Source organism: Marinobacter sp. AC-23 (genome assembly GCF_001858325.1).
Taxonomy (GTDB): domain Bacteria; phylum Pseudomonadota; class Gammaproteobacteria; order Pseudomonadales; family Oleiphilaceae; genus Marinobacter.
The window spans coordinates 112,796-134,159 of sequence record NZ_MBPP01000023.1 but is presented as its reverse complement, the minus strand read 5'-3'; the positions used below and the strand labels follow the sequence as shown (position 1 = coordinate 134,159).

Below are 21,364 nucleotides of genomic sequence, written 5' to 3'. Positions count from 1 at the left end.
AATAAGGAGTTCTCCCATGAAATCGCTATTCAGACACACCGCTTTGGCTGCCCTGGTAGGGCTGTCCGCACCGGCTATGGCAAGCCTGGCTTACGTATCCAATGAAAAAGACAACACCCTGTCTATTATTGATACGGAATCACAGCAAGTCGTCGACACCATCGATGTCGGCGCACGGCCGCGTGGTATTTTGTTGTCCAAGGACTTCACAAAGCTGTACATCTGCGCCAGCGACGACGACACAGTTCAAGTGCTGGACCTGGCCACCCGCAAGATTATCGCCACCCTGCCCTCCGGCGAAGACCCCGAGCAATTCGCCCTGCACCCCAACAACAAGCATCTGTATATCGCCAATGAAGACGATGCGATTGTCACGGTGGTAGATGTCACCACCAAGGATGTTCTGGCCCAGATTGACGTAGGCATCGAGCCAGAAGGCATGGCGGTGAGCCCGGACGGAAAATGGGCGGTGAATACCTCAGAAACCACCAGCATGCTGCACTGGATAAATACCGAAAGTTTTGAAATCGAAAAGAACATCGTGGTTGGCCAACGACCGCGCCATGTGGAGTTCAGTAACGACAGTAAAATTGCATGGGCCTCGGCTGAAATTGGCGGCACCGTGCATATTATTGATGTTGATAAGCTCGAACAAATTCACGAAATGTCGTTCAAAGTACCCGGCGTTAACCAGGACAGAGTTCAGCCAGTGGGCATTGAGTTAACCTCTGACGGAAAATACGCGTTTGTTGCACTAGGCCCCTCCAATCACGTGGCTGTGGTCGACGCTAGCACGTACGAGGTTCTTGATTACCTGCTGGTCGGAAGCCGGGTGTGGCAACTGGACCTGAATAAAGACGAAACTCAGCTCTACACCACCAACGGTGTGTCTGGTGATGTATCCGTTATTGATGTAGAAGATATGAAAGTCATCAAATCCATCAAGGTAGGCCGCTACCCTTGGGGCGTGGTCATCGATCCCAATTCATGACTATAGAAGCCCGGAACATCAGCTTTCGCTATGGCAATAAGCCTGTGCTCAAGGAAGTCGGCTTCACGCTAACCTCCGGGGGATTCCACGCGTTGCTGGGGCCAAATGGTGCAGGTAAGTCCACGCTGTTCGGGCTGCTTACCCGGCTGCTGGCACTGCAACAGGGCGATATACTGCTTGCTGGGCAGTCTCTGAAAAAGCAACCAGCTGATGCCATGCGCCAAATAGGTGTGGTGTTCCAGCAGAACGCGCTGGATCTGGATCTGTCGGTTCGGCAAAACCTGATGTATCACGGTGCTCTTCACGGGCTATCGCGCAAAGAGGCCCGCATCCGCGGCGACCAGGAGCTGCAGCGGTTCGGATTACTTGACCGGGCGGGCGATGCGGTTCGGGAGCTCAACGGCGGTCACCGACGGCGGGTAGAAATTGCACGCGCCCTGCTACACCACCCCTCACTGCTTTTGCTCGACGAGCCTACCGCCGGGCTGGATGTCGCCAGCCGCCGGGCCCTTAATGACCATGTGCGCACGCTCTGCGAAGAAGACGGCCTAACGGTACTCTGGGCCACCCATTTGATTGAAGAGGTGCGCCCGCAAGACCGGGTGCTCATTCTGCACCAGGGCCAGCTACTAGCAGACGATAAAGGCCTTGAAATTTGTTCTGCCGACGGCACCGAGAGCCTTGCCGAGACCTTTGAATCACTGACGGGAGGCGCGTCATGACACCGGCTCAGTACTGGCACTGTTTTGTCGGCATCCAATTCCGTGAATGGTTGCGCTTTTGGCAACAGCGCACGCGGTTTGCCAGCGCGTTGGTTCGCCCACTGCTCTGGCTGGTCGTGTTTGCCGCCGGTTTTCGCGCCGTCCTTGGCATTTCCATTATTCCGCCCTATCAAACGTATATCACCTACGAGACCTACATTGCACCCGGGCTGTGCGGCATGATCATCTTGTTTAATAGCATGCAGGGCGCGCTCTCTATGGTCTATGACCGGGAACTTGGGAGTATGCGGGTACTCTTGATGAGCCCCTTGCCTCGCCCCTTTCTGCTGATAAGCAAATTACTGGCGATGGGTGTGGTATCTGTTGGCCAGGTCTATGTTTTCCTCTTGTTGGCTTTGCTCGTCGATGTGGAGCCGCCGCTCTGGGGATACCTGGCCGTACTGCCGGCTTTGATACTTACGAGCCTGATGCTTGGTGCGATGGGTCTGTTAATTGCCATGTGGATCAAGCAGCTGGAGAACTTTGCCGGAGTGATGAATTTCGTCATTTTTCCGATGTTCTTTATGTCCTCCGCGCTGTACCCACTCTGGAAAATGAATGAGGCAAGCCCCTGGCTGTACTGGGTATGCCAGTTCAATCCCTTTACCCACGCAATAGAAGCGATTCGGTTTTCGCTGTACCTGGAGTGGAACCCGTTGGCCTGGGGAGTGATTGCGGGAGTTACGTTGGTTCTGGTTATTTTGGCCACTGCCGGCTTCCGGCCACAAAGAACCAAAATACTGAGCAGCAAACCGGCCTGACCTGGAGCCTGCAATCAATGCCTGATACCCGGACCTTTGCCTCTAATCGGCTCGTTCAGGGCTTCTTAGTGTTTCTAACAGGCTCTCGACCAGACCCTGCTCTTCAGTTGCGCCATCCCACAGCAGCTGCGCTGGCTTGCCATCGAGATACCACAGTCGATTGGCCAGAGTTGCCGCATCTCCGCCATCGTGGGTCACGCAGATCATTGCCATGGCGGGGTTAGCGTCAAGAATCGCCACAATCAGCTGTTTAAGCTCATTGGCCATAACGGGATCAAGGGACGCGAACGGTTCGTCCAGCAGCAACAATTGCGGCTTTATCGCAAGGCACCGAGCCAGTGCGGCACGACGGGCCATACCCAGAGATAGCTGGTCAGGCAGGTAGTGACCATAACCGGCCAAGCCTACTCGGGCAAGATACTCCTCAGCCTCTCGCGGCGAGACGCCCACAAGCTCAATGTTGGCTGTCAGGCTGCGCCAGGGCAACAGACGATGCTCCTGAAACAAATAGCCTATCCGAAGCGCTCGACGGCCAATGATGGCGCTATCCGACACCACCGGATCCAGGCCCGCGATGGCGTTCAATAAGGTTGTTTTGCCTATGCCAGAGGGGCCTAGTAAACAGATACGATCGCCGGCCTCGACCACAGTGGCGATACCTCCCAACACTGGCTGAGTAAAATCACGGCCTGTTATGCGTAACTCAAGCATGGGCGTTCTCAGGCTGGCGCCAGCGGCTGGATCGGCGCTCCAACGGTTGCAGGATAGCCAGCTCTATCAATTGGACCACGGCGATGAAAGCCAGGCTGTAAGCGAGAATGGTGGCCACGTCGAAGATCTGAAAAGCCAGTTGGAGCTGGAACCCTACGCCACTGGAGCGGCCCAGCAATTCCACTACCAGCACAATTTTCCAGATCAGGGCCAAGCCGCCCCTCGTTGCAGCCATCAGATATGGAAACAATTGCGGCACCCAGACTTCCCGGAACCTTTGCCAACGGCTAAAGCGATAGACAGTTGCCATGCCCTCAAGCCGGAAATCCAGGCTACGGGCACCTTCACGAATAGTCACCGCAACGTTGGGCACCTTGTTGATGACCACGGCCATAATGGCTGCCGACTCAACAAGGCCTAACCAAACGTACATAAGAATAATGGTAACCAGTGCCGGCAAGTTCAGCAGCAGAACCAGTAATGGATCGAAAAGAGCATTAATGACGGTCGACCGCCCCATTGCCAAGCCAATCAGCGCACCAAGCGACATGGCCAAAAAAAACGCCAGTACAACACGGCGCAGGGTGGCAGAGAGGTGATACCAGAGATCGCCGGAACTGGCTTCCCGCATTAGGGTATCCAGCACATCTAGCGGAGAAGGCAGCAGTGGTGACTGCATGAGCCATGATATCAAAGCCCATAGCACCAGCACTGATGGCAATACAATCCAGTAGACCCAAATCGGCGGCCGCCCCCGTTTAAACGCGCCTTCGCCACTGGTCATGGCTGTTTCCGATAAAACAGGCGATCTGGCATCAACAAACCAGGGTCTACACCTGTAAGAGTCAGCAGCTCCTTTAAGTGCGCAACACGATTGTCCGTCAGCGGTTTCGGAGTTCCGGCAATGAAACCATCTCGCAAAGCCTTGAACACTGAGTCCTCAGGATTCCGTAGAAGTGGCCGTAACCGCTCCCAGGCAGACGGTCGCGCTGACAGCTCTGCGTTTGCGTCAACGACCGAAGCGGCAAACCGGTCAATAAGCTCTTTGTGTTCGCTCGCCCATATTTCCGGAAACACATACCCCAGTACAGGCAGATTGGGGTCCAGACCCATGGCAACAAGCAAGTCAGCCATACCAAAGGCCGAACGCCAGCCACCCTGCCCTTTCAAGCGAGCAGCAAAATGCCAGTAGGTGACGATGGCATCCATTTGCCCTCGCTTTAGCCCCTGGCTCAGCAACGGAGGTGCGGCAAACTGAACCTCGGTTGAACCTGCCAGATCAATACCTTGACGGGAAGCAACCTTCTGCAGCAACACCCAGCCCTTGCTGTTTGGCCCTCCAGCAACCCCGATACGCAAACCTTGAAGGTCGGCCAAAGTGCGTACGCCAGAATTTTCTGGCACCACGATGTCGCCAATATGGGATGAAAACGGTACATAGAGATAGGCACTACCGGCTTGGTACCGTGACTGCGCCCATAGCAGATCGGCAACAGCACCATTCGCTGAGCCACTGGTCACGGCAAGGTGCGAGGCCGAGAGATTGGCAACCACTCTCAGAGCCAATCGGTAGCCATGCTTGCGATCCAGTTGCTCATGTACGATATGGTCCAGCTCCCAGTGCGCTGTACCAAACTGTAAAACACTAACCGACAACTCCCGCAGCTCTGGTTCTGATTTGATTGGCCCAGCCAGAGCGACCAACCCAAAATACTGGGTAAAAATGAGCAAAGCGACCGCAGCAAGTACAGACATACCCGACTTTCGTTGTGGTAGATTCATTCCTACACAATACGAACCCCGATGACGCGCAAGAATAGTACTTTGGTGGCTGTTTTTTGGTGCGATGGTCGCATTCAACTAAGGGCCGGGGTGGCGTGTAATGGAAGTATCACAATAATATCCTGGAGCTTAGCGCCATTTTGCCGAGCTAACGACCTTCTGAACTGGGGGCTGCCGTGCATAACCAACCCAATGCTGTACTGTGTTCCGAAACCCACTCTCACGATTCGGGGAACGTTCCCGATACTGAAAATAGACAGGTAGACACCACCATGGAGCCTGCGTACAAGATTCTGATTGCCGACGACCACCCGCTTTTTCGGGAAGCCATCAGCAACGTCATCGCATCGGGCTTTGAAGGCAGCGAAATCATCGAAACCGATGATCTGGACAGTGCGCTTAAGGTTGCACAGGAAAATGAAGACCTTGATCTGATCCTGCTGGACCTGAATATGCCAGGAATGCACGGCCTGAATGGCCTGATCACCTTGCGCAACGAAATGCCAACCATTCCCGTCGTGATTGTCTCGGCTGAAGAGGAAAAGCAGGTGGTGCTGCAAGCCATCACTTACGGCGCAGTGGGTTTTATTACCAAATCATCGCCGCGGGCGCAGATGACCGAAGCTATCCAGCAAATTCTCAACGGCAACGTGTACCTGCCCTCGGACATTATCCGCTCTGGCAAAGAAAGCGCCACCCGGCGCAGACGTAACGACGACAACCCCATTTCTCCGGAGCTGCTTAATTCCCTGACTCGGCGCCAATTACTGGTGCTGGAGCGGATGTCCAAAGGAGAGTCTAACAAGCAAATCGCCTACAACCTCAATATTGCTGAGACTACCGTCAAGGCCCACGTTTCGGCCATTCTGCGCAAACTCAGTGTGCACAATCGGGTGCAAGCCATCCTGTCCGCCAGTGATGTGGATTTTAGTGAATACCTGAAGCGCTAATACCTTAGCCAGTTTTATAAGCATACGGCGGGGCCCGGCTACTTAACGCTGATTCCGCCGTTGCAGGCTAATCAAATGACTAAGCGTACTCCTGAGCTTTAGCGGCTTGACCGGTTTGTTCATCAACACATAACCAAGGTCTCGAATGTGTTGTTTGAGCTCATTGGTGTAGTTTGCGGTAATCATTACCACTGGGGCCGGATGAAGACGCAGCTCATTAATACTGGCAACAATATCCGCGCCAGTCTCATCGTTATCGAGATGGTAGTCGGCAAGGATCAAATCCACCGGACTTCCAACAGGGTCTAGCTGGCGCTCCAAATCCGCCAGCGACGTGGCAACGGTTACCCGACAATCCCAGCCTTCCAACAGAGTTTTCATGCCAGCACATATGGCATGATCGTTATCAATCACCCAGACCCTTGCGCCGCCCAAGCCCTGATCTGCCATCGCGTTATGTATCACCTTGCCGGCAGCGCCAACACGTTTGGGCTGAAGTCGGCCCATTGGTACGCTTACGCTAAACACCGACCCTTTACCTTCAACCGACGACACCGAAACATCATGACCCAGCATACGTGCAATTTTATCTACGATGGCAAGGCCGAGACCCAGCCCTTTGTCGGGACGCGAGCCTCAGGTCGGATGCGCTTGAACTCCTCAAAGATTTCGCTCAGTTTGTCCTGAGGAATGCCCGGCCCGGTATCCCAGACCTGGAGCAGCACATGGTCTTTCTGGCGCCGGCATCCCAGCAAAATCCGGCCACTACCGGTGTAGCGAATGGCGTTGGTTAAAAAGTTGCGCAGAATACGCGCCAATAGCTGAGAGTCTGATTCCACAATCGCCGAAGACGCCACAAAATCGAGAATCAGGCCTTCCGCAACAGCCATTTGCTGGCATTCACGGGCGATGTTATTGAGAAGATCACGCAAATCAAACGCGGTGACATCTGGCTTAATCACACCGGCGTCCAGTTTGGAAATGTCCACTAAGGTGCCCAACAGACTCTCAACGTCATCCAGCGAGGCGCTGACCGAACGCACCTGGTTTTCGGCTTTGGGGCCAAACGATTGCTCTAACAAGGCGCTGGTGAACAATCTCGCAGCATTGAGAGGTTGCAGCAGATCATGCTGACAGCAGCCAGAAATTTGGTTTTCGACAGGTTTGCCTGTTCGGCTTCCAATTTTGCCTCTTGCAAGCGCGCCTCTGCAGACGCGCGCTCGCTAATTTCCTGACGCAATTGGCTGTTGGCGTCCGTCAGCGCCGATGTGCGCTCTTTGATCCTATGTTCAAGATCGTCATACGCTTGCTCCAACGCAAAGGCCGTTTTGCGGCGCTCGGTAATGTCGCGAATGAGCACGAAAAACCCGACCACATCGCCACGCTCATCAAAATTGGGCACATAGGAGCGCAGCATGAAGCGCACCTGCCCCTGTTCACCGGTTTCTTCAAACTCGAAGTTCACGCTATGGCCAGCCAACACTTCCAGCATCTGTGGCAAAAGCCGTTGATACAATTCCGCCGAGTGCAACTGATCAAGCGCATACCCAGGGGTGACTCGCCGTTGCGGCCATACCAGGCTTCGTAAACCTGGTTGCAAAACTGAATGCTCAAATCCGCACCAACGTAGGCAATTAACGCCGGAACATGGTCAGTGACCACACGAATCCAGCGCTCGCTTTCTTCAAGCGCCTTGATGCGACGGGCCATTTCGCTGTTTTTTACATCGGTTATATCCGAATACAACACTACCAACCCACCCTCACGGGTGGGTCGCTCAGTCATTTGCACCCAACGATCATTGGAAAGCAGAAACACGACACCTTCTGAATCTGGCTCGCGGTGTTCTTCCACAATCAAACCCGACGCGAACGCCAGTTCCCGCACACTCTCAATACTGGTACCTGGGACTGGCATCGCAACACCGGCATGGCGCCAATAACTGCGAAAGCGGCTATTGCTTTGCACCAGCTGGTGGCGGTGGTCAAACAGAACGAATCCATCCGCAATACTCTCGATGGCATCACTCAGGCGCTGGCGGGTTGTTTCCGCCTCCTCACGAGCCGATTCAATGCCTTATTGCTGCCACGAAGCTCCTCCATTGCCTTGTATGGATAATCTCTGCCGTGAATGGGTAAAGTTGAGACCCACCCCCAGCTGCAACTGGGGGTCTTCGTGCAGCAGCTCGGTGATTGACCGGCTCCTCTTTCGAGAGACCGATAACCAGTGTGTAGCGCTGCATGACTCTAAAGCGATAACTCGAACAGTCATCGGGGCCTCGAGCCGTATAGCAAGGCAGAGTCAGCTTATTATGAACAACTCAAAAATCCAAATACCCGTCAATATCGGTGTCGACGTTGGTAAGGCCAATCTCGATATCGCCCTTCATCCCTCCGGACAGCTTTATTCGATCCCCAACAGCAAGGCGCACATCCGGCGATTCGTCAAAATCCTCAAAGGCTACTCCATCGAACGTATCGTGGTGGAAGCAACCGGGCGTTATGAACATGCCCTGGTGCAAGCATGTGACCAAGCCAGTCTACCGATCATTGTCGTCAATCCCACCAGTGTCAGACGGTACGCTCAAGCTATCGGCGTGCTTGCCAAAACCGACCGGATTGATGCGCAAGTCATTGCCAAATACGCGGCCACACTGAAGCCTGAGTTTAGGCCTATTCCGGACAAAACATCCCAAAAAATTAAAGACTTACTAACCCGGCGCAGCCAGCTCCTGGAAATGTCCACCATGGAGAAAAACCGTCTCCAGATACTTCCAAAGACACTGCATCGTTCCATCAATAGCTTGCTAAAAATGCTTCAAAATCAAATCAAAACCATTACCCAACAGATCGACCAAGAAGTGGCCAAAGTCGATCATTGGCGCATCAAAGCAGAGATTCTGACCAGTGTTCCGGGCGTCGGCAAAGTACTCACCTACACCCTGCTCAGCGAGCTTCCAGAACTCGGCTCGCTCAACCGAAAAGAAATTGCTGCGTTGGTCGGTGTTGCACCAATCAACCGCGATAGCGGCAAGCTCAATGGCAAACGAAGGATACAGGGAGGACGTCACAGAGTGCGCACGGTGATGTTCATGGCCATGCTCTCATCCATCCAGTGCAATCCTGTTTTTAAACGGTTCTACGAGCACCTGAAAGCCCAGGGCAAACTTCCCAAGGTCGCTCTGATCGCCTGCATGAGAAAAATGATTGTGGTGCTCAATACCATGGTTAAAAACCAAGAACCGTGGCGTGAAAATATGGCTTAATTTATGGGATTGACACCACAGTCACTGGTTAGTGCGAGACAACAGCATACTTCGATCTCTGGCTACCAACATGACCGGCTGCTCCAAATCCCGATACCCGGATTCGTGGATGCACTTTGATTGAAAACACCCCGCAGGATGCGACAAATGAACCTATGCTTCACGCTATCAGATCCAGACCAAATTTTAGGCTGACGGCCCCACCGCTTCCGGTCAGTGCCTGTCCCTGGGCTTTTTTCGAGTACCTGTACCTCGTTTCCCTGGCCCCGCTGGTAGCCGACAATGTCAGGCTGACATTTTAAGTTAGCCTCCATTCCGCTGGAGAATGGAATTAGGGATGGTTCCACTCATTCCGTCAGAGAGCCCTAAAAACGAAGGGGTGGAGGGGGCAAGGAATTTTTTAGGTGTCCTATATTCTTCCATATCTGATTAACGAACTTGCTCTTTCACTGCAAGGGATGCCTGCCCCTCTGTGTGTGGCCTGTTCTCGAATGCCTGCCCCTGTTACTCCTTCGGCTGTGCGAAACGGCAACTGCGATGTATCACTTGCAGCAACATCACGGTCGAAGTCTGCGCGCGCGTAATCGCGCGGGTAATATGAGAAGCTCTTCAGGTAAAAATATGCCTTTGCATCCATGTAACGCCTAGACAATTGCAAGCTAGCGGCCTCAGCCGATTTTGCGTCAAAATCATGACTGAGATGAATCATTGATATCCCGCTGTCGTTCGCGCTACTTGAATCGACCGGCGTAGCACCGCTCCTCGACCATTCATTCAGAAGAATATTCGCGGTCTTCGGTGGGCCATAGGCCACGACTGGGCCAACCGAAACTCCGGCAATCGAGCTCTTGTGATCATCGAGAAACGAACGCGTTTCCTCAAGAGTCTTGGTCGTTTCCCCGGCGTAAAGCAAGACATTGACCTTGGCGGCGATACCGTGATCGCTGCACGCCTTGAGCAAAATAGACGCTCGCTCAAGGTAGCGGTCCGGATGGCGGGATTTGCGCATGTTTAGAATCTGCGTCGGGGAGGCCGTCTCGAGCCCCAGATCGAGCACCTTCAATCCTGCCCCGGCGAGGCAGGCAATCGTTTCAGGCGTAAGGACATCGACGCGGCTCTCCGTCCGCCACGCCACATTGAGGCCGTCGGCTTGGAATGCCTTCGCTAGACCGGTGGCCCATTTCTCATTGGGGACGAACATTGATGATTGAAAATAGGGCCGGATCTCGCTGTCCCCATACTGGCTAGAAACTGCCGCAAGCGCTCTAGCAAACTGCTGCGGTTCACCCAACTTCTCTAGAGGGATATCCCGCTCTTCGCAGAACGAGCAACCCATGCCACAACCACGTGATGCCTCAATGCTCGGTTGATAGCGTTCGAAGCCTGATACCAAGGTATGGTTTAGGACGACATCTGGCTTCGGGGCAGGCAGGAGGCGTAAGTCCGGCGCGTTCGTGAGCAGGCTCGCTATTAGCGGTTCTGCCAGACCGGGGACCAACAAATCCGCCTCCGGCAATTTCGCGTGCAACCAGTCAGGATCCGGGCCGACTACCCAACGTCCACCGACAATGATCCTAGCGTCCGGATCAATGTCGCGCACTAGCCTGCAAAAAGTCTGCGCCCATCGTAGAGCGTAGAAGCTGGGTATGGATAGCATTATCGGCAACCGAGACGGAAATACTCCTTTATCCAGCAACATGCTTAGGACGTCGGCGGGTTCGCGGTGCTCGCCGTGCACCAACAAGGTGGAGGTTCCCATGGTATCTAGGGTCGTTGCCAGCGATAATGCACCGTAATTGAGATAGAGTTGCCGGCGCGCAAGCATATGATCGCGCTTCTTGGGCGATAACATACCGGCAGATACGAATGTAACTGTATTCGAGCGTTTCATTAAACTCCATTGCGTGTTTGATTATTATAAATAAAGGATTTGCATGCCATTTATAAGTATCGAGGGCATTGACGGTAGCGGGAAGACCGAGCAAGTTAAGCTACTTGTTGAGCATCTTAGAGGTAACGGTCAATCGGTACTACAGACAAAGGAACCGGATGGAGGCCATTTGGGGGCAGAGGTCCGGGCGATTCTAACGCACTCTGACCGACCACTCGCTCCGGCAGAGCAGCTCTTGCTGGTAAGCGCTGCCCGATTTGATCATGTGCGCAGTGTTATCCGGCCGGCATTGGCGAGTGGCCAGTGGGTCATCTCTGATCGTTTCATCGACTCGACTTACGCTTTTCAAGTCGCGGTGTCCGACGCTGATCTCCACCTGCTGTTTCGGTCGACCCGCGACATTGTCGTGGGCCCCACACTCCCAGATCTTACGATCATCCTAGACCTTCCCCTTGCCGTCGCTCATGGCCGGCGGGAGCAGCGCCGCGACGGCGTTCCTGACCCGGCGGAAGCGGCGCGAGATTTCGCAGTCATCCGCAAAGCTCTGATCGCGGTGGCACACCAGGAGCCGGAACGCTGCCATGTCATCGACGCAAATCAGTCACTGGATGGGGTGGCGCGAGACATCTGGCGCTTGGTCGAACCTTTGCTATGACAACCTCCGGCAACACACCTAGCGACCGTCGCCCATCGCAACAGATCTGAAACCCGGAGCTTTCCATGAACCCGCAGACCCGAAATCTGCTTATCCAGCGCGTGATTGACTCGCTTGGCATCTTGGCGCCGGGCTCGATTTTCGAGCGGTTCGGGGTCGTGTTTATTGAGTATCTGCGCGATGTGAAGCTCGTACAGCGGGGGTCGTCGGTCGGCGGCAGCCAGTCGGTGGGGCGCTAGATGCCGTGTCGGAAGATGGGAGTCTGGTCGTCGAGGCTTCGATCGTGCAGAAATACTTCTCCGGTGCGATGACCAAGCCTTGGGGGGATCTCGATCACACCCTATCCTTAGCGCCGCGCGCCCAGGACATCTATCTTCTGAGTTCCCAGCGCGCGCAAACCGGCGTAATCGAAGCGATGGTCAACACAGCATTGCAGCAGACACGGATGAATGGGAGACACCTCCATCTCATGGACAGCCGGTCGATCGCTGAGGCCATCATCGATACGCTGATGCTGCGGGACGACGCGATCGACGACCTTGCCCAGCATCTGCCCGTTCTGGCCGATATTCGAGATGACCACCCTGCGTCGTTGCGCGCGCCGCCAATAAGCGCTCTTTACGTACCAAATAACGCAGTCGACACTGAACTTGATCGGAGGCTCGAAAAAACGGCGTGTGTTGAGATCGGCGGCATTGGCGGCATTGGGAAGTCGCAAGCCGCAGCCGCGTGTCTACTGCGCAACGAATGCTATTTCGAATACAGGTTTTGGGTCAGCGGTCGCGACATCGACGGTGTCGAGCGACTCTCGTCGGTCCCGGTTCAGCGCGGCGGTGCTGAGCGTAATGTCAGCGCCCTGCTGCGCAGAAACCGCACATTCCTAGTCATAGACAATGCCAGCCCGAGTCTCGCCGTCGACCAACTAGCCGCACTGTGTGGGCTGAACTCTCGGATTCTGATCACACGGCAAACCCCCTCACCTGGAGCATTCGCTATGCCTACCATGGAAGAGACGCTGGCTCGTGAACTGCTCGGCAAAGGCTAAACACCCAGCCGTCCAAAGAGGCGTTCCAGACTATCTGGCGCGCAGTCGGCGGCCATCCTCTTAGCCTAGTGATGCTTAATGCCGCCGCGCACGAGGGCGTTTCGTGGAGCGATCTTGCAGAGGACTGCGTCAATGTAGCCAAACTGCCGGTTGGCGGCGCAAGGCTCGCTGACCGTATTCTAGGACGGTTGAAACCGGCACTAGAGGAAGAGCTGTGTTTGTTCCAATGGGCGGGCCAGAGCCACTGCGATCGCGCGTTCTTCAAGTTCGTTGTTGGACCGCTACGCTTAAGAGCGTTCGAGCGTCACGGACTGACCGCGCCCGAAAGTGAAGCGTCAATCCGAATCCACGATATCGTCTTCACGGCGCTGAAGTCGTTGAACTGGCTAACCGACGAGAAGGCGAGACAAATCGATAGTAAGCTCGATGCGTTCATTCTCCAGCAAATCCGTGGGGATGGACATGGCCTGCAGCTGATCGCATCGCAGCTCAAGGACAAGATTGCCAGCAATGTCGAGAAAGGGGATCGGCGTCCGGCCTTTCTCTACGCATTGTCGATGGTCTGGATGGGCAGCGCCATTCAGAACCAATTGCTGCCCAACCCGCTGGAAGATGCAAATCGGCTCAGGTCGCTGAGCGCGACTAAAAACGAGGTCGCGATCCTGGTAGTTCTCGAGTCAATCGAAGCTAAGGAGCGCTATTTCCGGCATATATCAGGAGAAGAGGCTGCGATAAAATGGCTAGGGACGATCGTGCAAGCCTATGACGACCTTGCAGCCATGGTTGGCCTCGATGCCCGTCAAGCCGCAGAAATCAAGTACCACCATGCAAAGACACTCCGTAGCTTGGGGAAGCATGCCGAAGCCGAGCACTTGTTCCAAGAGGTGGTCGCCAGTTATTCGCTGAATGAAGCCAAACTTCAACTGGTGCGATCTTGCAGCCGCAGGCATCAGTGCTATGAGACGGCACAGCGATATGCATCAGAAATCATCTCTACGAAACAGGACAACGGCAGCGTGTCTCCCTCACTGTTGATGGCACTAGGCGATGCGCTCAATGGCGCGCGTCAAACTTGGGCAGGCGAACTCATCGAACAGCATGAGGAGCTATTTCTGTCGGAAGCGCTGTACAGTGCTGTGATCGGCATACCGCAAGGCTATCACTCTGTCGCGAGTTTCGTCCGCGCGCTGGTTTGGCATGCGCCGGAGCGAGTCCAGAATGTACTGGCGCGTCTGCCTGAACCAACGCCGTTGATGCTGGACGATGACCAGAGCCGCGGCAGCTATGCAGAGATCATGCTGCTCGCAGCAAGCGTCGATGACCACCCCACTTACCTGAACCGCGCTCTAGAAGCGTTCGAGACTCTGAAGGCCCCCGACCCCTATCAGAGGCGCAAATGGGGAGAGTCGCTTTATAAACTTGGCCGCTACGCGGAGGCAGAGGCTATCCTTGAGACAATCGAAGACAAGAGCGGCTGGATCTGGTTGGCTCATAATTTGTCGCAGGTGAAACTTGAGCTGGGTAAGTTCCAGGAAGCTCTTGATCTCGTTAACGACTCCGTCACGGGGGCAATCGGCGTAAACGAAAAATACCGGAGCAGCTTCCTTCTGCAGCGCGTGAAGGTGAAGGTTGCGCTACATCAGGATCCAGCAGATGATATCGTTGAGGGCCGTCGGCACACAACCAACCCCGGCCTTCTTGAGCAGTTTTCCGAATTCTGAACTAAACGTGTCCGAAATTTTGTGAATGGCTTGGGCAAGAATGGTCGCAAAGCGAACATTCAGATGTTGCGATAACGCCGCTCAACACACGCGGCTACGGAATGGAGGCGAGGCCGCAATGTAGTAGCCGTCGCCGTGCATGGCCTGGTTATACAGACTTTGCCACCAACATCTCAGTGGCGCCTTTTTGAAAACGGTAGCTCACAGCCTGCAGCGAAACTTCAATACCGCCTGCGGATAGTGCCGTCACGACCGAATCCAAATACTTCGAAGCCGTTCCATCCAGAGAGATAACCGGGAAGACGCGAACCTCGGAGGCAACTCTGCACAGCTCCCGTATTGATTCCAAGTGAGCCACTTCGTCTACGTGGTCACTGTAGAGAAAAAGGTAGTGGGAGCAGAGAGCCAGATCGAAACCAGAATCCGGGAATGGCAGCGAAGGTAATGATGCTGGTACATACCGCCCTTGGTGGCGACCCGTATCAAAGTCAGAAAGAAACTCAGACATGGCTTTCATCCGAACCTTGCCAAGCTCTTCAACGCTGCCCAGTGAGTCCCAGATATAGTTGTCTGCCCCCTGTTTCATCTTGGTCATGATGTCCGGATACACCTCATCAATCCGGCGACGTATCTCCTTCGTCTCGAACTGATATACCGGATCACAAGATGTGATTTCGCTCCCCCGTTTTGTTCCTTCCGCGTTGAAGCTCGCTGGGCCATCACCACAACCAAGAATTCGCTTTTTCAGATCATCTTCCGATAATCCGAACATTGCTTGGTATTCTGCGAAAGATCGCCCCCATGGGACCACGTTTGCTAACTCCAATTCTGACTCTCCCTATCGGTATGACGCCAGCAATAAACGGCGCCCTGACAAGGGCGTCCGGTGTAGGCCGTAGGCCGGAACGAACTACAACAACTTGTTAAGTGATTCCAGGCTGTCCGGTCCACCGTCCAGTCGAACACACTCAGCAGACTCTAGCTCCCAAGGGGCAGCGGACTTTGTATGGAGGTGAACAGAAATCCGTGATGCAACCGCTTCATCAAGCAAACCAGCAGGAATCCAAACCATTCCGCTGTCTCTCAGGCTATTGGGAACCGGACTCCCGCACTCTGAACAAAAGTCGCTTCGGAAACCGCTGGGCTTTTTGTAAGACTTGATACCACTTTCACCTGACACCCAACGAAAGGCGGTGCCCTGTACAAAAGTCGCGGCGTTAGCTGCCGCTCCAGTAACTTTTCGACACAACGAGCAGTGGCATTGATAGAAATTTCGAATCTCCTCTTCAATTTCGAACTTCACGTTTCCGCAGAGACATTCACCTTTCATCGATCACTCCTTCTGAAGGCGCCAGGCCCGTAACAGGAGAGCCCGGGCCGACTCATTGATCCCGGGCTTCAACGATCCACGTGTCCGAGCGAGCGTTCAGGGTCGATTTCGTCCCGCACCAATTGCTTGAGCACCTTGATCTCCGGAAATCCCCCTTGCTCCTTGCGGGACCAGATCCGCTTTTCATTAACCCACACCTCGAAAATTCCACCGCTTCCCGGATGCAATGCCAGCGAATCCAGCTCGTCTTCGAAGGTGGCCAGCAGTTCCTGTGCCATCCAAGCCGAACGAAGCAGCCAGCGGCACCCTATGCAGTAATGAATATCAACTTTGTTTGTCATTGGGCTCGCCCATTAATTCCCGAGTGTATTCGTTCGCAGTATACAGCAGACGCTAGGTCTTCTGACCGGGCCGACGAAACAACACGTAGTTTCCCAGTATGGCCAGCATCGCTCCCGCCACCGCCGTAATAGTCCACTCGAAGCCCTCCAGCCAGGTGGACACACTCAAGGCCACGATCGGGAACAGCACCGTTGCATAGCCCGCCTTGTCAGCGCCCAGGATCTGGATCACAGTTATGTAGGAATAGAAGGCGATGATGGACCCGGGGACTGCAAGGAACACGGTTGCACCCCAGAAGGTGGCTGTCGTGGGCACCACCCACTCCACTCCCTGAATCAGGCACCAGACACCCAGGATCAAGGCACCGTAGACCATGCCCCAGGCGTTGGCGACCAGCAGGGGAATCTCTGCCAGTCGCACCTTTATGCTCACCAGGTTCCCCATGGAAAACCAGAAAGTACCCGCAGCGGCAAACAGTATGCTGGCGCCGGTTGCGTTACCCAGCTGCAGGTCATGCCAGAACAACAACGCGACGCCGCTTATACCCAGTGCCACGGCCGGGTACAGTCGGGCGGCAGGCTTCAGCCTTAGCCACAACCAACCATTAACCGCGTTGAACAGCGCCACCAACGAGAACACCACCGCCAGAAGGCCACTGGTCATCGATTCCGCAGCGCGATAGATCAGCAGAAAATTCACGCTGTACATGGTAAGCCCCTGAAGCACCAGCCAACTGTGCTGTTTCAGGCTCAGCTTCTGCAGGCGTCGCAGCAACGCAAGCACCGCCAGGGTCACAACAGAGGCCATGAGAAAACGGTAGAACACCGAAATATCAACCGGCGCCGACTCTACCTGCAAGCGAATAGCTGTCCAGGTCAGGCCCCAGATCAGCACCGTGAGAGCATAATGAGCAGAAACAGGCATGGCAGGTATTCCAGAAAAAGTTGCACGTAACCAAACGACAAGAACAGAGTAAGGGGATGGAGAGGGCAAGACTTGTCAGATCCTGCGCAACCATGGATGATTCTTGCGGAGGCCCGCTATGGATACCGACCCGATACCCACAAACACTTCACCGACGAAGCGCCGCGATATCGTGGACACGCTGAAAGCCGCCGGCGTGGCGCCACAGAAACTGATGGAACTGGATAAGGGGCGGGCGCTCGCACAGTGGCAGAATCGCAAAGGAGAAGTGCGTTATGAGCGGCCAAACCATCACGCCCTGAGCATCTACATCAACGAGGGTGCCAAAGCCAGACGGATGGTCAATGGGCAGGCCGTGAGCCAGGGGTTCCCCGGTGCCGTTTGTCTTTTTCCGGCAGGCAGCCACTCCACCTGGAAGATCGGCGGTCAGTTCGAATTCTTCCATTTCTACTTTAATGACCTCGACATAACCCAATGCGCTGAGCAAACCTGGGATTGCGAACCACACAACGTCGAGCTTGCCGAGCTCTACCATGCTGAAGACCCGGTACTGGCCCAGGCTGGGAAGTTGCTGGCGCTGAGCGATTGACAGGCCCCTGGCCAAGCCATGGCAATGGACCATCTGGCGCAGTGGCTGTTGTTGCAGGTGCTCAGCCGCCACTCCACGGTGCAAAAGACACCACCCGCTGTCACCGGCCAGCTCTCCATGCGTTATCGCAGGTTGTTACAGGCCCGCATCCATCAGCAGCTGGACCAGCCACTCACCCTCGCGGAGATGGCAGGCTGGGTAAACCTCAGCCCCTATCACTTCGCTCGCCTGTTCCGTGCCACCTTCGGCTGTGCGCCCTATCAATACGTCCAGGAACAGCGGCTGACCCGGGCCCGTGACCTGCTACGCCAGCCCGGACATAAAATCACCGCCATCGCCCTGGCCTGCGGCTTCAATGATTCCAGCCAGTTCAGCCGGACGTTCAAGGCCCGGTTTGGGGTAACGCCGTCCGCCTATCGCGGCTTTGTCGGATAACTGGATGGACCGATTATCCACGACCAGTCTTGCTGGCCGCACCAGGCCTGACCACAGAACCGTCCCCTAGCCCGGATTTCTCATAGTACCTCGGCGAACTTCTCAAATGGCTACCAGTAACGCCAAGATCCCTTTTGTAAGCATCCCTGTTTTAGTGGCACCTCTATTAGAGCCCTCCGCTGACGGTCGCTAAGCGGACATTCAGCCTCTTTGGTACCAGCCTAAAAAAAGAACCACTTATAACTTATCGTTCTTAATCTTCCGTTGACTTACTGGCAACAGAGCCCCACCATTGGATTGTCTCCGGCGAAAGCCGGTTGGAGTCTGGATCCCTTTCACGCAAAGGTTGAACCAGCCACCTCAGAAGGGCGATGACAAGCTCACTGAGGTGCTTGTCTTAAACCGCCTTTGGGCGGTTTTGTCATTTCAGGGATGCGATATGCCACTCAAAGGAGCTTACCCAAAGCACGGCCATGTCCTCTATTGCGACTTTACGCGAGGATTTGTTGAACCAGAGATGGTTAAAAGAAGGCCCGTAGTCGTTATATCTCCAAGCTCGACACATGGACGAAGGTTGTGCACTGTCGCTCCAATCTCTTCGACGCCTCCCAGCGATCCAAAACTCTATCATTATCTCTTAGGTGAACCACCAATAGATGGAAGACCTCTAGGTGAGGAAGCCTGGGTTAAATGCGACATGCTTTATACAGTGTCTTTCGACCGATTGGACAAACCACATAGACGGACCCGAGCCGGCAGAGAGTACTACATGCCCCGTATTACTGGCGAGGATTGGAACAAAATCATGGAAGCTGTCAGTGAATACTTGAAGCTGACTTAATTCCACCGACACACAATGTTTCTATTCTTCTGGAAATTGAGAGTTTTAGAAGCCTCTTTTGCTCTCTGAGCTGGCCTTGAGGCGTTCAAAAAGCAAATGAAAGGGTGGTCGCAAAGCGAACGCTCAGGTTTGTAGGTAATGCTGAAAAATTGCCCTGCAACAGCAAATTGTCAGTCATCACCAAACTCCTGTGGTCTCCACCCGGCAAGGTACTTTTCGGCCAGCTCAAATAAATCATCAACTTGGTCAGGCGGCGTAGCTTTCAACGTTTCGACCCTCACTCGCAATGGATCTTCGCCGCCGTATAGCTCAACCAAAATATCCCACGCGAGCCGTGGCTTTCGCTGAACAGCACGACTACCCATTACCTGACTTCTTGTTTCACTCCTAGCACTCTTCAGTAGTGCAAATGTTACTTCCGGAGAATCAGGCACTATTAACTCAGGCTCATCAGGGGCGACCTCCCTTTTAGTCAGCAAAAGTACCCGTAGTAGATCTGTTTCACACGCCAACTTTTCGGGGCTAGCATTGCGGACCTCCTCGCGCCATTCAGCCTCAAACCTTTTCGCAGCCGCCTCCGAAACCAGCTTATGGCCGGCCCCTTCGCGATACCCAACATCGGTGATGAGTTCCATTTTTGAAGATAAAGAGTCAACTTGAGGGAGTATTTCTTTAACCGTTGCTTCAATGGCTTCAGGTTGCTTCAGTGCCCGCACGAGACGGTATACAACCCGTCCAACAACAAGTCTTGTATCTAAGTCGAACATTCCGCGCGGTCGATCAGGGAGCTTGGGAAGAAGATTGAGGAGCACCACGACCCCAGGGACTGCATGTTCAGCACCGAATTCATCCTCGTATGCTTCAAGCGAGGAGATAACATCCTCCAGTCGCTCTGCCGGTATCGAGGTGAGGTAACTCTCGAAAGCTGTTTTTTCAGTTATTAATGACCAAGCTTTCTCTGCATCTGAGAAGGCCTGTAATTGCTCCCCTATGACACGCTCTAAGTAGTAACTGAGCACGCTCACATGACCTACACGCCTTTCTCGCAACCAACTGCTTTTCCAATCCCCGCCGTAATGCATACCTCCTAGATGACGCTCGCCAGCCGGAAATAATCTCCGAATTAAATTGCTGACACTCTGCGCCTGATCTCCACCAGCCTTTACGAGATTATCAATCTGTTGCTTTAACTTAGGTGGCTCATCGTGATGCCCGTAGTCATTCGTTGTAGCGGTAAGGCCTTCCACCGAATGGTGCAAGGTGTGAAATACGTCTGGAAGAAATACACGAATTGCCTCTAAAGCCAACACATCGACTAAGGCAACTTGCCCTTCTAAATCCTTTACCGAACCATGAATAGCAGCGGCATAACGCCGGACATCCCTCATATTCCTTATGAGTGGCTTAATGACCTCCATAAATACATCTGGCCAAAGGGCTGAATCAAAGTGCCCGGGATTGTCTATGCCTTCGAGTGCTGCATCGATTGCCTTGAATATCTGAGAAGTTAAGACGTGATCTGGCACTGCGGGAAGGTCCACTCCAATCTGCAAGATCTTTTCAAGGTAGTCACGTCCCGGAATACCTTGTTCACCTAAAGCTTGTTCTACACGGTAGCGATCGAACGCCAATAAATAGATGATATTCGGGAAATTTGCTGTCAACCTCACTAACTTGAATACGTCCCGGATTTCAGGTGTAGATAGACGATCGATATCATCAAGTACAACGATAATCGGCTCGTTCAGTTTTTCTAAGGCTTCTCGCACTCTCGATTGGTTAGCTTTCACACCCTCTTTCTTACGCTGGAGGGACTTGGCAAGAATGTCGGTAACCACGCGCCCTCGCTCAATCCATGGTCCTACCAGCGGCAACCAACCGAGGCCTGAGAAAGATTCACCGTACTCTTCGATTCTCTCACCGACTTCAGCCATTCCCGGCCGAAGCCTGAGCTGAGCAGATAGCTCTATAAAAAACGAGTGGACAAGTTGGTCTGCTCCACTAAACATCCACGGGTTAAATTCAAGTACTGCTATTCCTGAATCCTTGAAGAAGCCTTGAGTTAGATTGATAAATGAGGTCTTACCTGAACCCCATGCTCCCAAAACCCCAACCACCACTCCTTCGCTGGCGTCCAAAGATAGAACTTGTTTGGCAAACGAAGAGGCCGACTTTACACGCCCAAGAGCATCATCCTCAGGTTTTTTGATTGGATTGTCCGCACTAAGGCGGACCACCTTCTCGTCAATTTGGGGGGTTGCTGGCTGTGTAGTTTGGCGATTTAAATCGTCACCTTGTTTATCCGAGAATAAATTACGTAACCAGTTCATGGACCATCCCATTGCCTAACGCCGACCAGCATGGCCGGCT

At 54.0% G+C, this 21,364-nt stretch carries 26 protein-coding genes; 13 read left to right on the top strand and 13 right to left on the bottom strand.

Annotated elements, in window-relative coordinates:
* Positions 1-16: 16 nt before the first annotated feature.
* The 3 genes from BCA33_RS08845 to BCA33_RS08835 are packed head-to-tail and all read left to right on the top strand — an operon-like array spanning position 17 to position 2,513.
* Positions 17-991, top strand: coding sequence for a YVTN family beta-propeller repeat protein (locus BCA33_RS08845; protein ID WP_071265078.1), 975 nt, complete (start codon positions 17-19; stop codon positions 989-991).
* A complete protein-coding gene (locus BCA33_RS08840; RefSeq protein ID WP_071265073.1) occupies positions 988-1,713 on the top strand; it encodes an ABC transporter ATP-binding protein in 726 nt (241 codons plus the stop codon). Before BCA33_RS08845 ends, BCA33_RS08840 begins: the two co-directional genes overlap by 4 nt.
* Positions 1,710-2,513, top strand: a complete 804-nt coding sequence (locus tag BCA33_RS08835; RefSeq protein WP_071265071.1) for an ABC transporter permease — start codon at positions 1,710-1,712, stop codon at positions 2,511-2,513. The genes BCA33_RS08840 and BCA33_RS08835 overlap by 4 nt, the downstream gene beginning before the upstream one ends.
* A 42-nt stretch (positions 2,514-2,555) precedes the next feature.
* Here BCA33_RS08835 and BCA33_RS08830 read toward each other — a convergent pair whose 3' ends face one another.
* Genes BCA33_RS08830 through BCA33_RS08820 form a run of 3 tightly spaced genes read right to left on the bottom strand, consistent with a single transcriptional unit; the run spans position 2,556 to position 4,979 of the window.
* Positions 2,556-3,224 (bottom strand): ABC transporter ATP-binding protein, encoded by a 669-nt coding sequence (locus BCA33_RS08830; RefSeq protein ID WP_071265069.1) that lies wholly within the window; start codon positions 3,222-3,224, stop codon positions 2,556-2,558.
* Positions 3,217-4,008, bottom strand: coding sequence for an ABC transporter permease (locus BCA33_RS08825; protein WP_071265067.1), 792 nt, complete (start codon positions 4,006-4,008; stop codon positions 3,217-3,219). The genes BCA33_RS08830 and BCA33_RS08825 overlap by 8 nt, the downstream gene beginning before the upstream one ends.
* Positions 4,005-4,979: an ABC transporter substrate-binding protein gene (locus tag BCA33_RS08820; protein WP_083394685.1), complete on the bottom strand. Its 975-nt coding sequence runs from the start codon at positions 4,977-4,979 to the stop codon at positions 4,005-4,007. The genes BCA33_RS08825 and BCA33_RS08820 overlap by 4 nt, the downstream gene beginning before the upstream one ends.
* 299 nt (positions 4,980-5,278) lie before the next feature.
* Between BCA33_RS08820 and BCA33_RS08815 the strand changes: the two genes are divergently transcribed.
* Entirely contained in the window at positions 5,279-5,956 is a 678-nt protein-coding gene (locus BCA33_RS08815; protein WP_071265063.1) for a response regulator transcription factor, read from the top strand.
* A 42-nt stretch (positions 5,957-5,998) separates the two neighbouring features.
* On the opposite strand, the gene BCA33_RS21655 is transcribed toward BCA33_RS08815, so the two are convergent.
* The 4 genes from BCA33_RS21655 to BCA33_RS21640 are packed head-to-tail and all read right to left on the bottom strand — an operon-like array spanning position 5,999 to position 7,924.
* The gene (locus BCA33_RS21655) at positions 5,999-6,532 is read right to left on the bottom strand and encodes a response regulator (protein ID WP_254774283.1); all 534 of its coding nucleotides are present in this window, start codon (positions 6,530-6,532) and stop codon (positions 5,999-6,001) included.
* A 14-nt stretch (positions 6,533-6,546) separates the two neighbouring features.
* On the bottom strand, positions 6,547-7,053 hold the full coding sequence (locus tag BCA33_RS21650; protein WP_254774282.1) for a HAMP domain-containing sensor histidine kinase: 507 nt from the start codon (positions 7,051-7,053) through the stop codon (positions 6,547-6,549).
* Complete coding sequence (locus tag BCA33_RS21645) at positions 7,032-7,448, bottom strand: PAS domain-containing protein (protein ID WP_254774281.1); 417 nt, start codon at positions 7,446-7,448, stop codon at positions 7,032-7,034. Before BCA33_RS21645 ends, BCA33_RS21650 begins: the two co-directional genes overlap by 22 nt.
* Positions 7,418-7,924: a PAS domain-containing protein gene (locus tag BCA33_RS21640; RefSeq protein WP_254774280.1), complete on the bottom strand. Its 507-nt coding sequence runs from the start codon at positions 7,922-7,924 to the stop codon at positions 7,418-7,420. The genes BCA33_RS21645 and BCA33_RS21640 overlap by 31 nt, the downstream gene beginning before the upstream one ends.
* On the opposite strand from BCA33_RS21640, the gene BCA33_RS21635 reads away from it, so the two are divergent.
* Both BCA33_RS21635 and BCA33_RS08805 read left to right on the top strand, forming a co-directional pair.
* A complete protein-coding gene (locus tag BCA33_RS21635; protein WP_254774297.1) occupies positions 7,886-8,074 on the top strand; it encodes a hypothetical protein in 189 nt (62 codons plus the stop codon). The two genes, BCA33_RS21640 and BCA33_RS21635, sit on opposite strands and share 39 nt — an antisense overlap.
* 193 nt (positions 8,075-8,267) lie before the next feature.
* Entirely contained in the window at positions 8,268-9,221 is a 954-nt protein-coding gene (locus tag BCA33_RS08805; RefSeq protein WP_071265061.1) for an IS110 family transposase, read from the top strand.
* A 409-nt stretch (positions 9,222-9,630) separates the two neighbouring features.
* On the opposite strand, the gene BCA33_RS08800 is transcribed toward BCA33_RS08805, so the two are convergent.
* Complete coding sequence (locus tag BCA33_RS08800) at positions 9,631-11,112, bottom strand: radical SAM protein (protein ID WP_083394684.1); 1,482 nt, start codon at positions 11,110-11,112, stop codon at positions 9,631-9,633.
* 43 nt (positions 11,113-11,155) lie between these two features.
* Here BCA33_RS08800 and tmk point away from each other — a divergent pair, with 43 nt between their 5' ends.
* The 4 genes from tmk (at position 11,156) to BCA33_RS20775 (ending at position 14,533) form a co-directional block, all read left to right on the top strand.
* Positions 11,156-11,767 carry a dTMP kinase gene (gene tmk, locus BCA33_RS08795; protein ID WP_071265059.1) on the top strand — a complete coding sequence of 204 codons (612 nt, stop codon included), beginning with the start codon at positions 11,156-11,158 and terminating at the stop codon, positions 11,765-11,767.
* A 65-nt stretch (positions 11,768-11,832) separates the two neighbouring features.
* Positions 11,833-12,006, top strand: coding sequence for a hypothetical protein (locus BCA33_RS20785; protein ID WP_217632641.1), 174 nt, complete (start codon positions 11,833-11,835; stop codon positions 12,004-12,006).
* A 5-nt stretch (positions 12,007-12,011) separates the two neighbouring features.
* Positions 12,012-12,812, top strand: coding sequence for a hypothetical protein (locus tag BCA33_RS20780; RefSeq protein WP_217632640.1), 801 nt, complete (start codon positions 12,012-12,014; stop codon positions 12,810-12,812).
* A gap of 71 nt (positions 12,813-12,883) precedes the next feature.
* Positions 12,884-14,533 (top strand): lipopolysaccharide assembly protein LapB, encoded by a 1,650-nt coding sequence (locus BCA33_RS20775; RefSeq protein ID WP_217632639.1) that lies wholly within the window; start codon positions 12,884-12,886, stop codon positions 14,531-14,533.
* Positions 14,534-14,681: 148 nt separating this feature from the next.
* Here the strand turns inward: BCA33_RS20775 and BCA33_RS08785 are convergent, their stop codons facing one another.
* From BCA33_RS08785 to BCA33_RS08770, 4 genes are all read right to left on the bottom strand, one after another.
* Positions 14,682-15,305, bottom strand: coding sequence for a class I SAM-dependent methyltransferase (locus BCA33_RS08785; protein WP_254774279.1), 624 nt, complete (start codon positions 15,303-15,305; stop codon positions 14,682-14,684).
* A 138-nt stretch (positions 15,306-15,443) separates the two neighbouring features.
* A complete protein-coding gene (locus BCA33_RS22735; protein ID WP_071265054.1) occupies positions 15,444-15,863 on the bottom strand; it encodes a GFA family protein in 420 nt (139 codons plus the stop codon).
* A gap of 68 nt (positions 15,864-15,931) precedes the next feature.
* On the bottom strand, positions 15,932-16,204 hold the full coding sequence (locus BCA33_RS08775) for a SelT/SelW/SelH family protein (RefSeq protein WP_071265052.1): 273 nt from the start codon (positions 16,202-16,204) through the stop codon (positions 15,932-15,934).
* 52 nt (positions 16,205-16,256) lie between these two features.
* Positions 16,257-17,129, bottom strand: a complete 873-nt coding sequence (locus BCA33_RS08770; RefSeq protein ID WP_071265050.1) for a DMT family transporter — start codon at positions 17,127-17,129, stop codon at positions 16,257-16,259.
* A gap of 118 nt (positions 17,130-17,247) precedes the next feature.
* Between BCA33_RS08770 and BCA33_RS21630 the strand changes: the two genes are divergently transcribed.
* The 3 genes from BCA33_RS21630 (at position 17,248) to BCA33_RS19755 (ending at position 18,994) form a co-directional block, all read left to right on the top strand.
* Complete coding sequence (locus tag BCA33_RS21630) at positions 17,248-17,718, top strand: hypothetical protein (protein ID WP_254774278.1); 471 nt, start codon at positions 17,248-17,250, stop codon at positions 17,716-17,718.
* A gap of 18 nt (positions 17,719-17,736) precedes the next feature.
* Entirely contained in the window at positions 17,737-18,153 is a 417-nt protein-coding gene (locus BCA33_RS21625; protein WP_254774277.1) for a helix-turn-helix domain-containing protein, read from the top strand.
* Positions 18,154-18,592: 439 nt separating this feature from the next.
* On the top strand, positions 18,593-18,994 hold the full coding sequence (locus BCA33_RS19755; protein ID WP_083394695.1) for a type II toxin-antitoxin system PemK/MazF family toxin: 402 nt from the start codon (positions 18,593-18,595) through the stop codon (positions 18,992-18,994).
* 170 nt (positions 18,995-19,164) lie between these two features.
* Here BCA33_RS19755 and BCA33_RS08760 read toward each other — a convergent pair whose 3' ends face one another.
* A complete protein-coding gene (locus tag BCA33_RS08760; protein ID WP_071265195.1) occupies positions 19,165-21,324 on the bottom strand; it encodes a P-loop NTPase fold protein in 2,160 nt (719 codons plus the stop codon).
* Between the last annotated feature and the right edge of the window lie 40 nt (positions 21,325-21,364).

What these genes read in the sequence shown, in the direction of transcription:
- BCA33_RS08770 (WP_071265050.1), bottom strand. Translation starts at nt 17,129, where the DNA reads ATGCCTGTTTCTGCTCATTATGCTCTCACGGTGCTGATCTGGGGCCTG.
- BCA33_RS19755 (WP_083394695.1), top strand. Translation starts at nt 18,593, where the DNA reads ATGCCACTCAAAGGAGCTTACCCAAAGCACGGCCATGTCCTCTATTGC.
- BCA33_RS21655 (WP_254774283.1), bottom strand. Translation starts at nt 6,532, where the DNA reads ATGCTGGGTCATGATGTTTCGGTGTCGTCGGTTGAAGGTAAAGGGTCG.
- BCA33_RS08840 (WP_071265073.1), top strand. Translation starts at nt 988, where the DNA reads ATGACTATAGAAGCCCGGAACATCAGCTTTCGCTATGGCAATAAGCCT.
- BCA33_RS08845 (WP_071265078.1), top strand. Translation starts at nt 17, where the DNA reads ATGAAATCGCTATTCAGACACACCGCTTTGGCTGCCCTGGTAGGGCTG.
- BCA33_RS21635 (WP_254774297.1), top strand. Translation starts at nt 7,886, where the DNA reads ATGGCGCCAATAACTGCGAAAGCGGCTATTGCTTTGCACCAGCTGGTG.
- BCA33_RS22735 (WP_071265054.1), bottom strand. Translation starts at nt 15,863, where the DNA reads ATGAAAGGTGAATGTCTCTGCGGAAACGTGAAGTTCGAAATTGAAGAG.
- BCA33_RS21625 (WP_254774277.1), top strand. Translation starts at nt 17,737, where the DNA reads ATGGCAATGGACCATCTGGCGCAGTGGCTGTTGTTGCAGGTGCTCAGC.
- BCA33_RS08760 (WP_071265195.1), bottom strand. Translation starts at nt 21,324, where the DNA reads ATGAACTGGTTACGTAATTTATTCTCGGATAAACAAGGTGACGATTTA.
- tmk (WP_071265059.1), top strand. Translation starts at nt 11,156, where the DNA reads ATGCCATTTATAAGTATCGAGGGCATTGACGGTAGCGGGAAGACCGAG.
- BCA33_RS20775 (WP_217632639.1), top strand. Translation starts at nt 12,884, where the DNA reads ATGCTTAATGCCGCCGCGCACGAGGGCGTTTCGTGGAGCGATCTTGCA.
- BCA33_RS08775 (WP_071265052.1), bottom strand. Translation starts at nt 16,204, where the DNA reads ATGACAAACAAAGTTGATATTCATTACTGCATAGGGTGCCGCTGGCTG.
- BCA33_RS08830 (WP_071265069.1), bottom strand. Translation starts at nt 3,224, where the DNA reads ATGCTTGAGTTACGCATAACAGGCCGTGATTTTACTCAGCCAGTGTTG.
- BCA33_RS08785 (WP_254774279.1), bottom strand. Translation starts at nt 15,305, where the DNA reads ATGTTCGGATTATCGGAAGATGATCTGAAAAAGCGAATTCTTGGTTGT.
- BCA33_RS08835 (WP_071265071.1), top strand. Translation starts at nt 1,710, where the DNA reads ATGACACCGGCTCAGTACTGGCACTGTTTTGTCGGCATCCAATTCCGT.
- BCA33_RS08825 (WP_071265067.1), bottom strand. Translation starts at nt 4,008, where the DNA reads ATGACCAGTGGCGAAGGCGCGTTTAAACGGGGGCGGCCGCCGATTTGG.
- BCA33_RS08800 (WP_083394684.1), bottom strand. Translation starts at nt 11,112, where the DNA reads ATGAAACGCTCGAATACAGTTACATTCGTATCTGCCGGTATGTTATCG.
- BCA33_RS21630 (WP_254774278.1), top strand. Translation starts at nt 17,248, where the DNA reads ATGGATACCGACCCGATACCCACAAACACTTCACCGACGAAGCGCCGC.
- BCA33_RS08805 (WP_071265061.1), top strand. Translation starts at nt 8,268, where the DNA reads ATGAACAACTCAAAAATCCAAATACCCGTCAATATCGGTGTCGACGTT.
- BCA33_RS08820 (WP_083394685.1), bottom strand. Translation starts at nt 4,979, where the DNA reads ATGTCTGTACTTGCTGCGGTCGCTTTGCTCATTTTTACCCAGTATTTT.
- BCA33_RS20785 (WP_217632641.1), top strand. Translation starts at nt 11,833, where the DNA reads ATGAACCCGCAGACCCGAAATCTGCTTATCCAGCGCGTGATTGACTCG.
- BCA33_RS21645 (WP_254774281.1), bottom strand. Translation starts at nt 7,448, where the DNA reads ATGCTGGAAGTGTTGGCTGGCCATAGCGTGAACTTCGAGTTTGAAGAA.
- BCA33_RS08815 (WP_071265063.1), top strand. Translation starts at nt 5,279, where the DNA reads ATGGAGCCTGCGTACAAGATTCTGATTGCCGACGACCACCCGCTTTTT.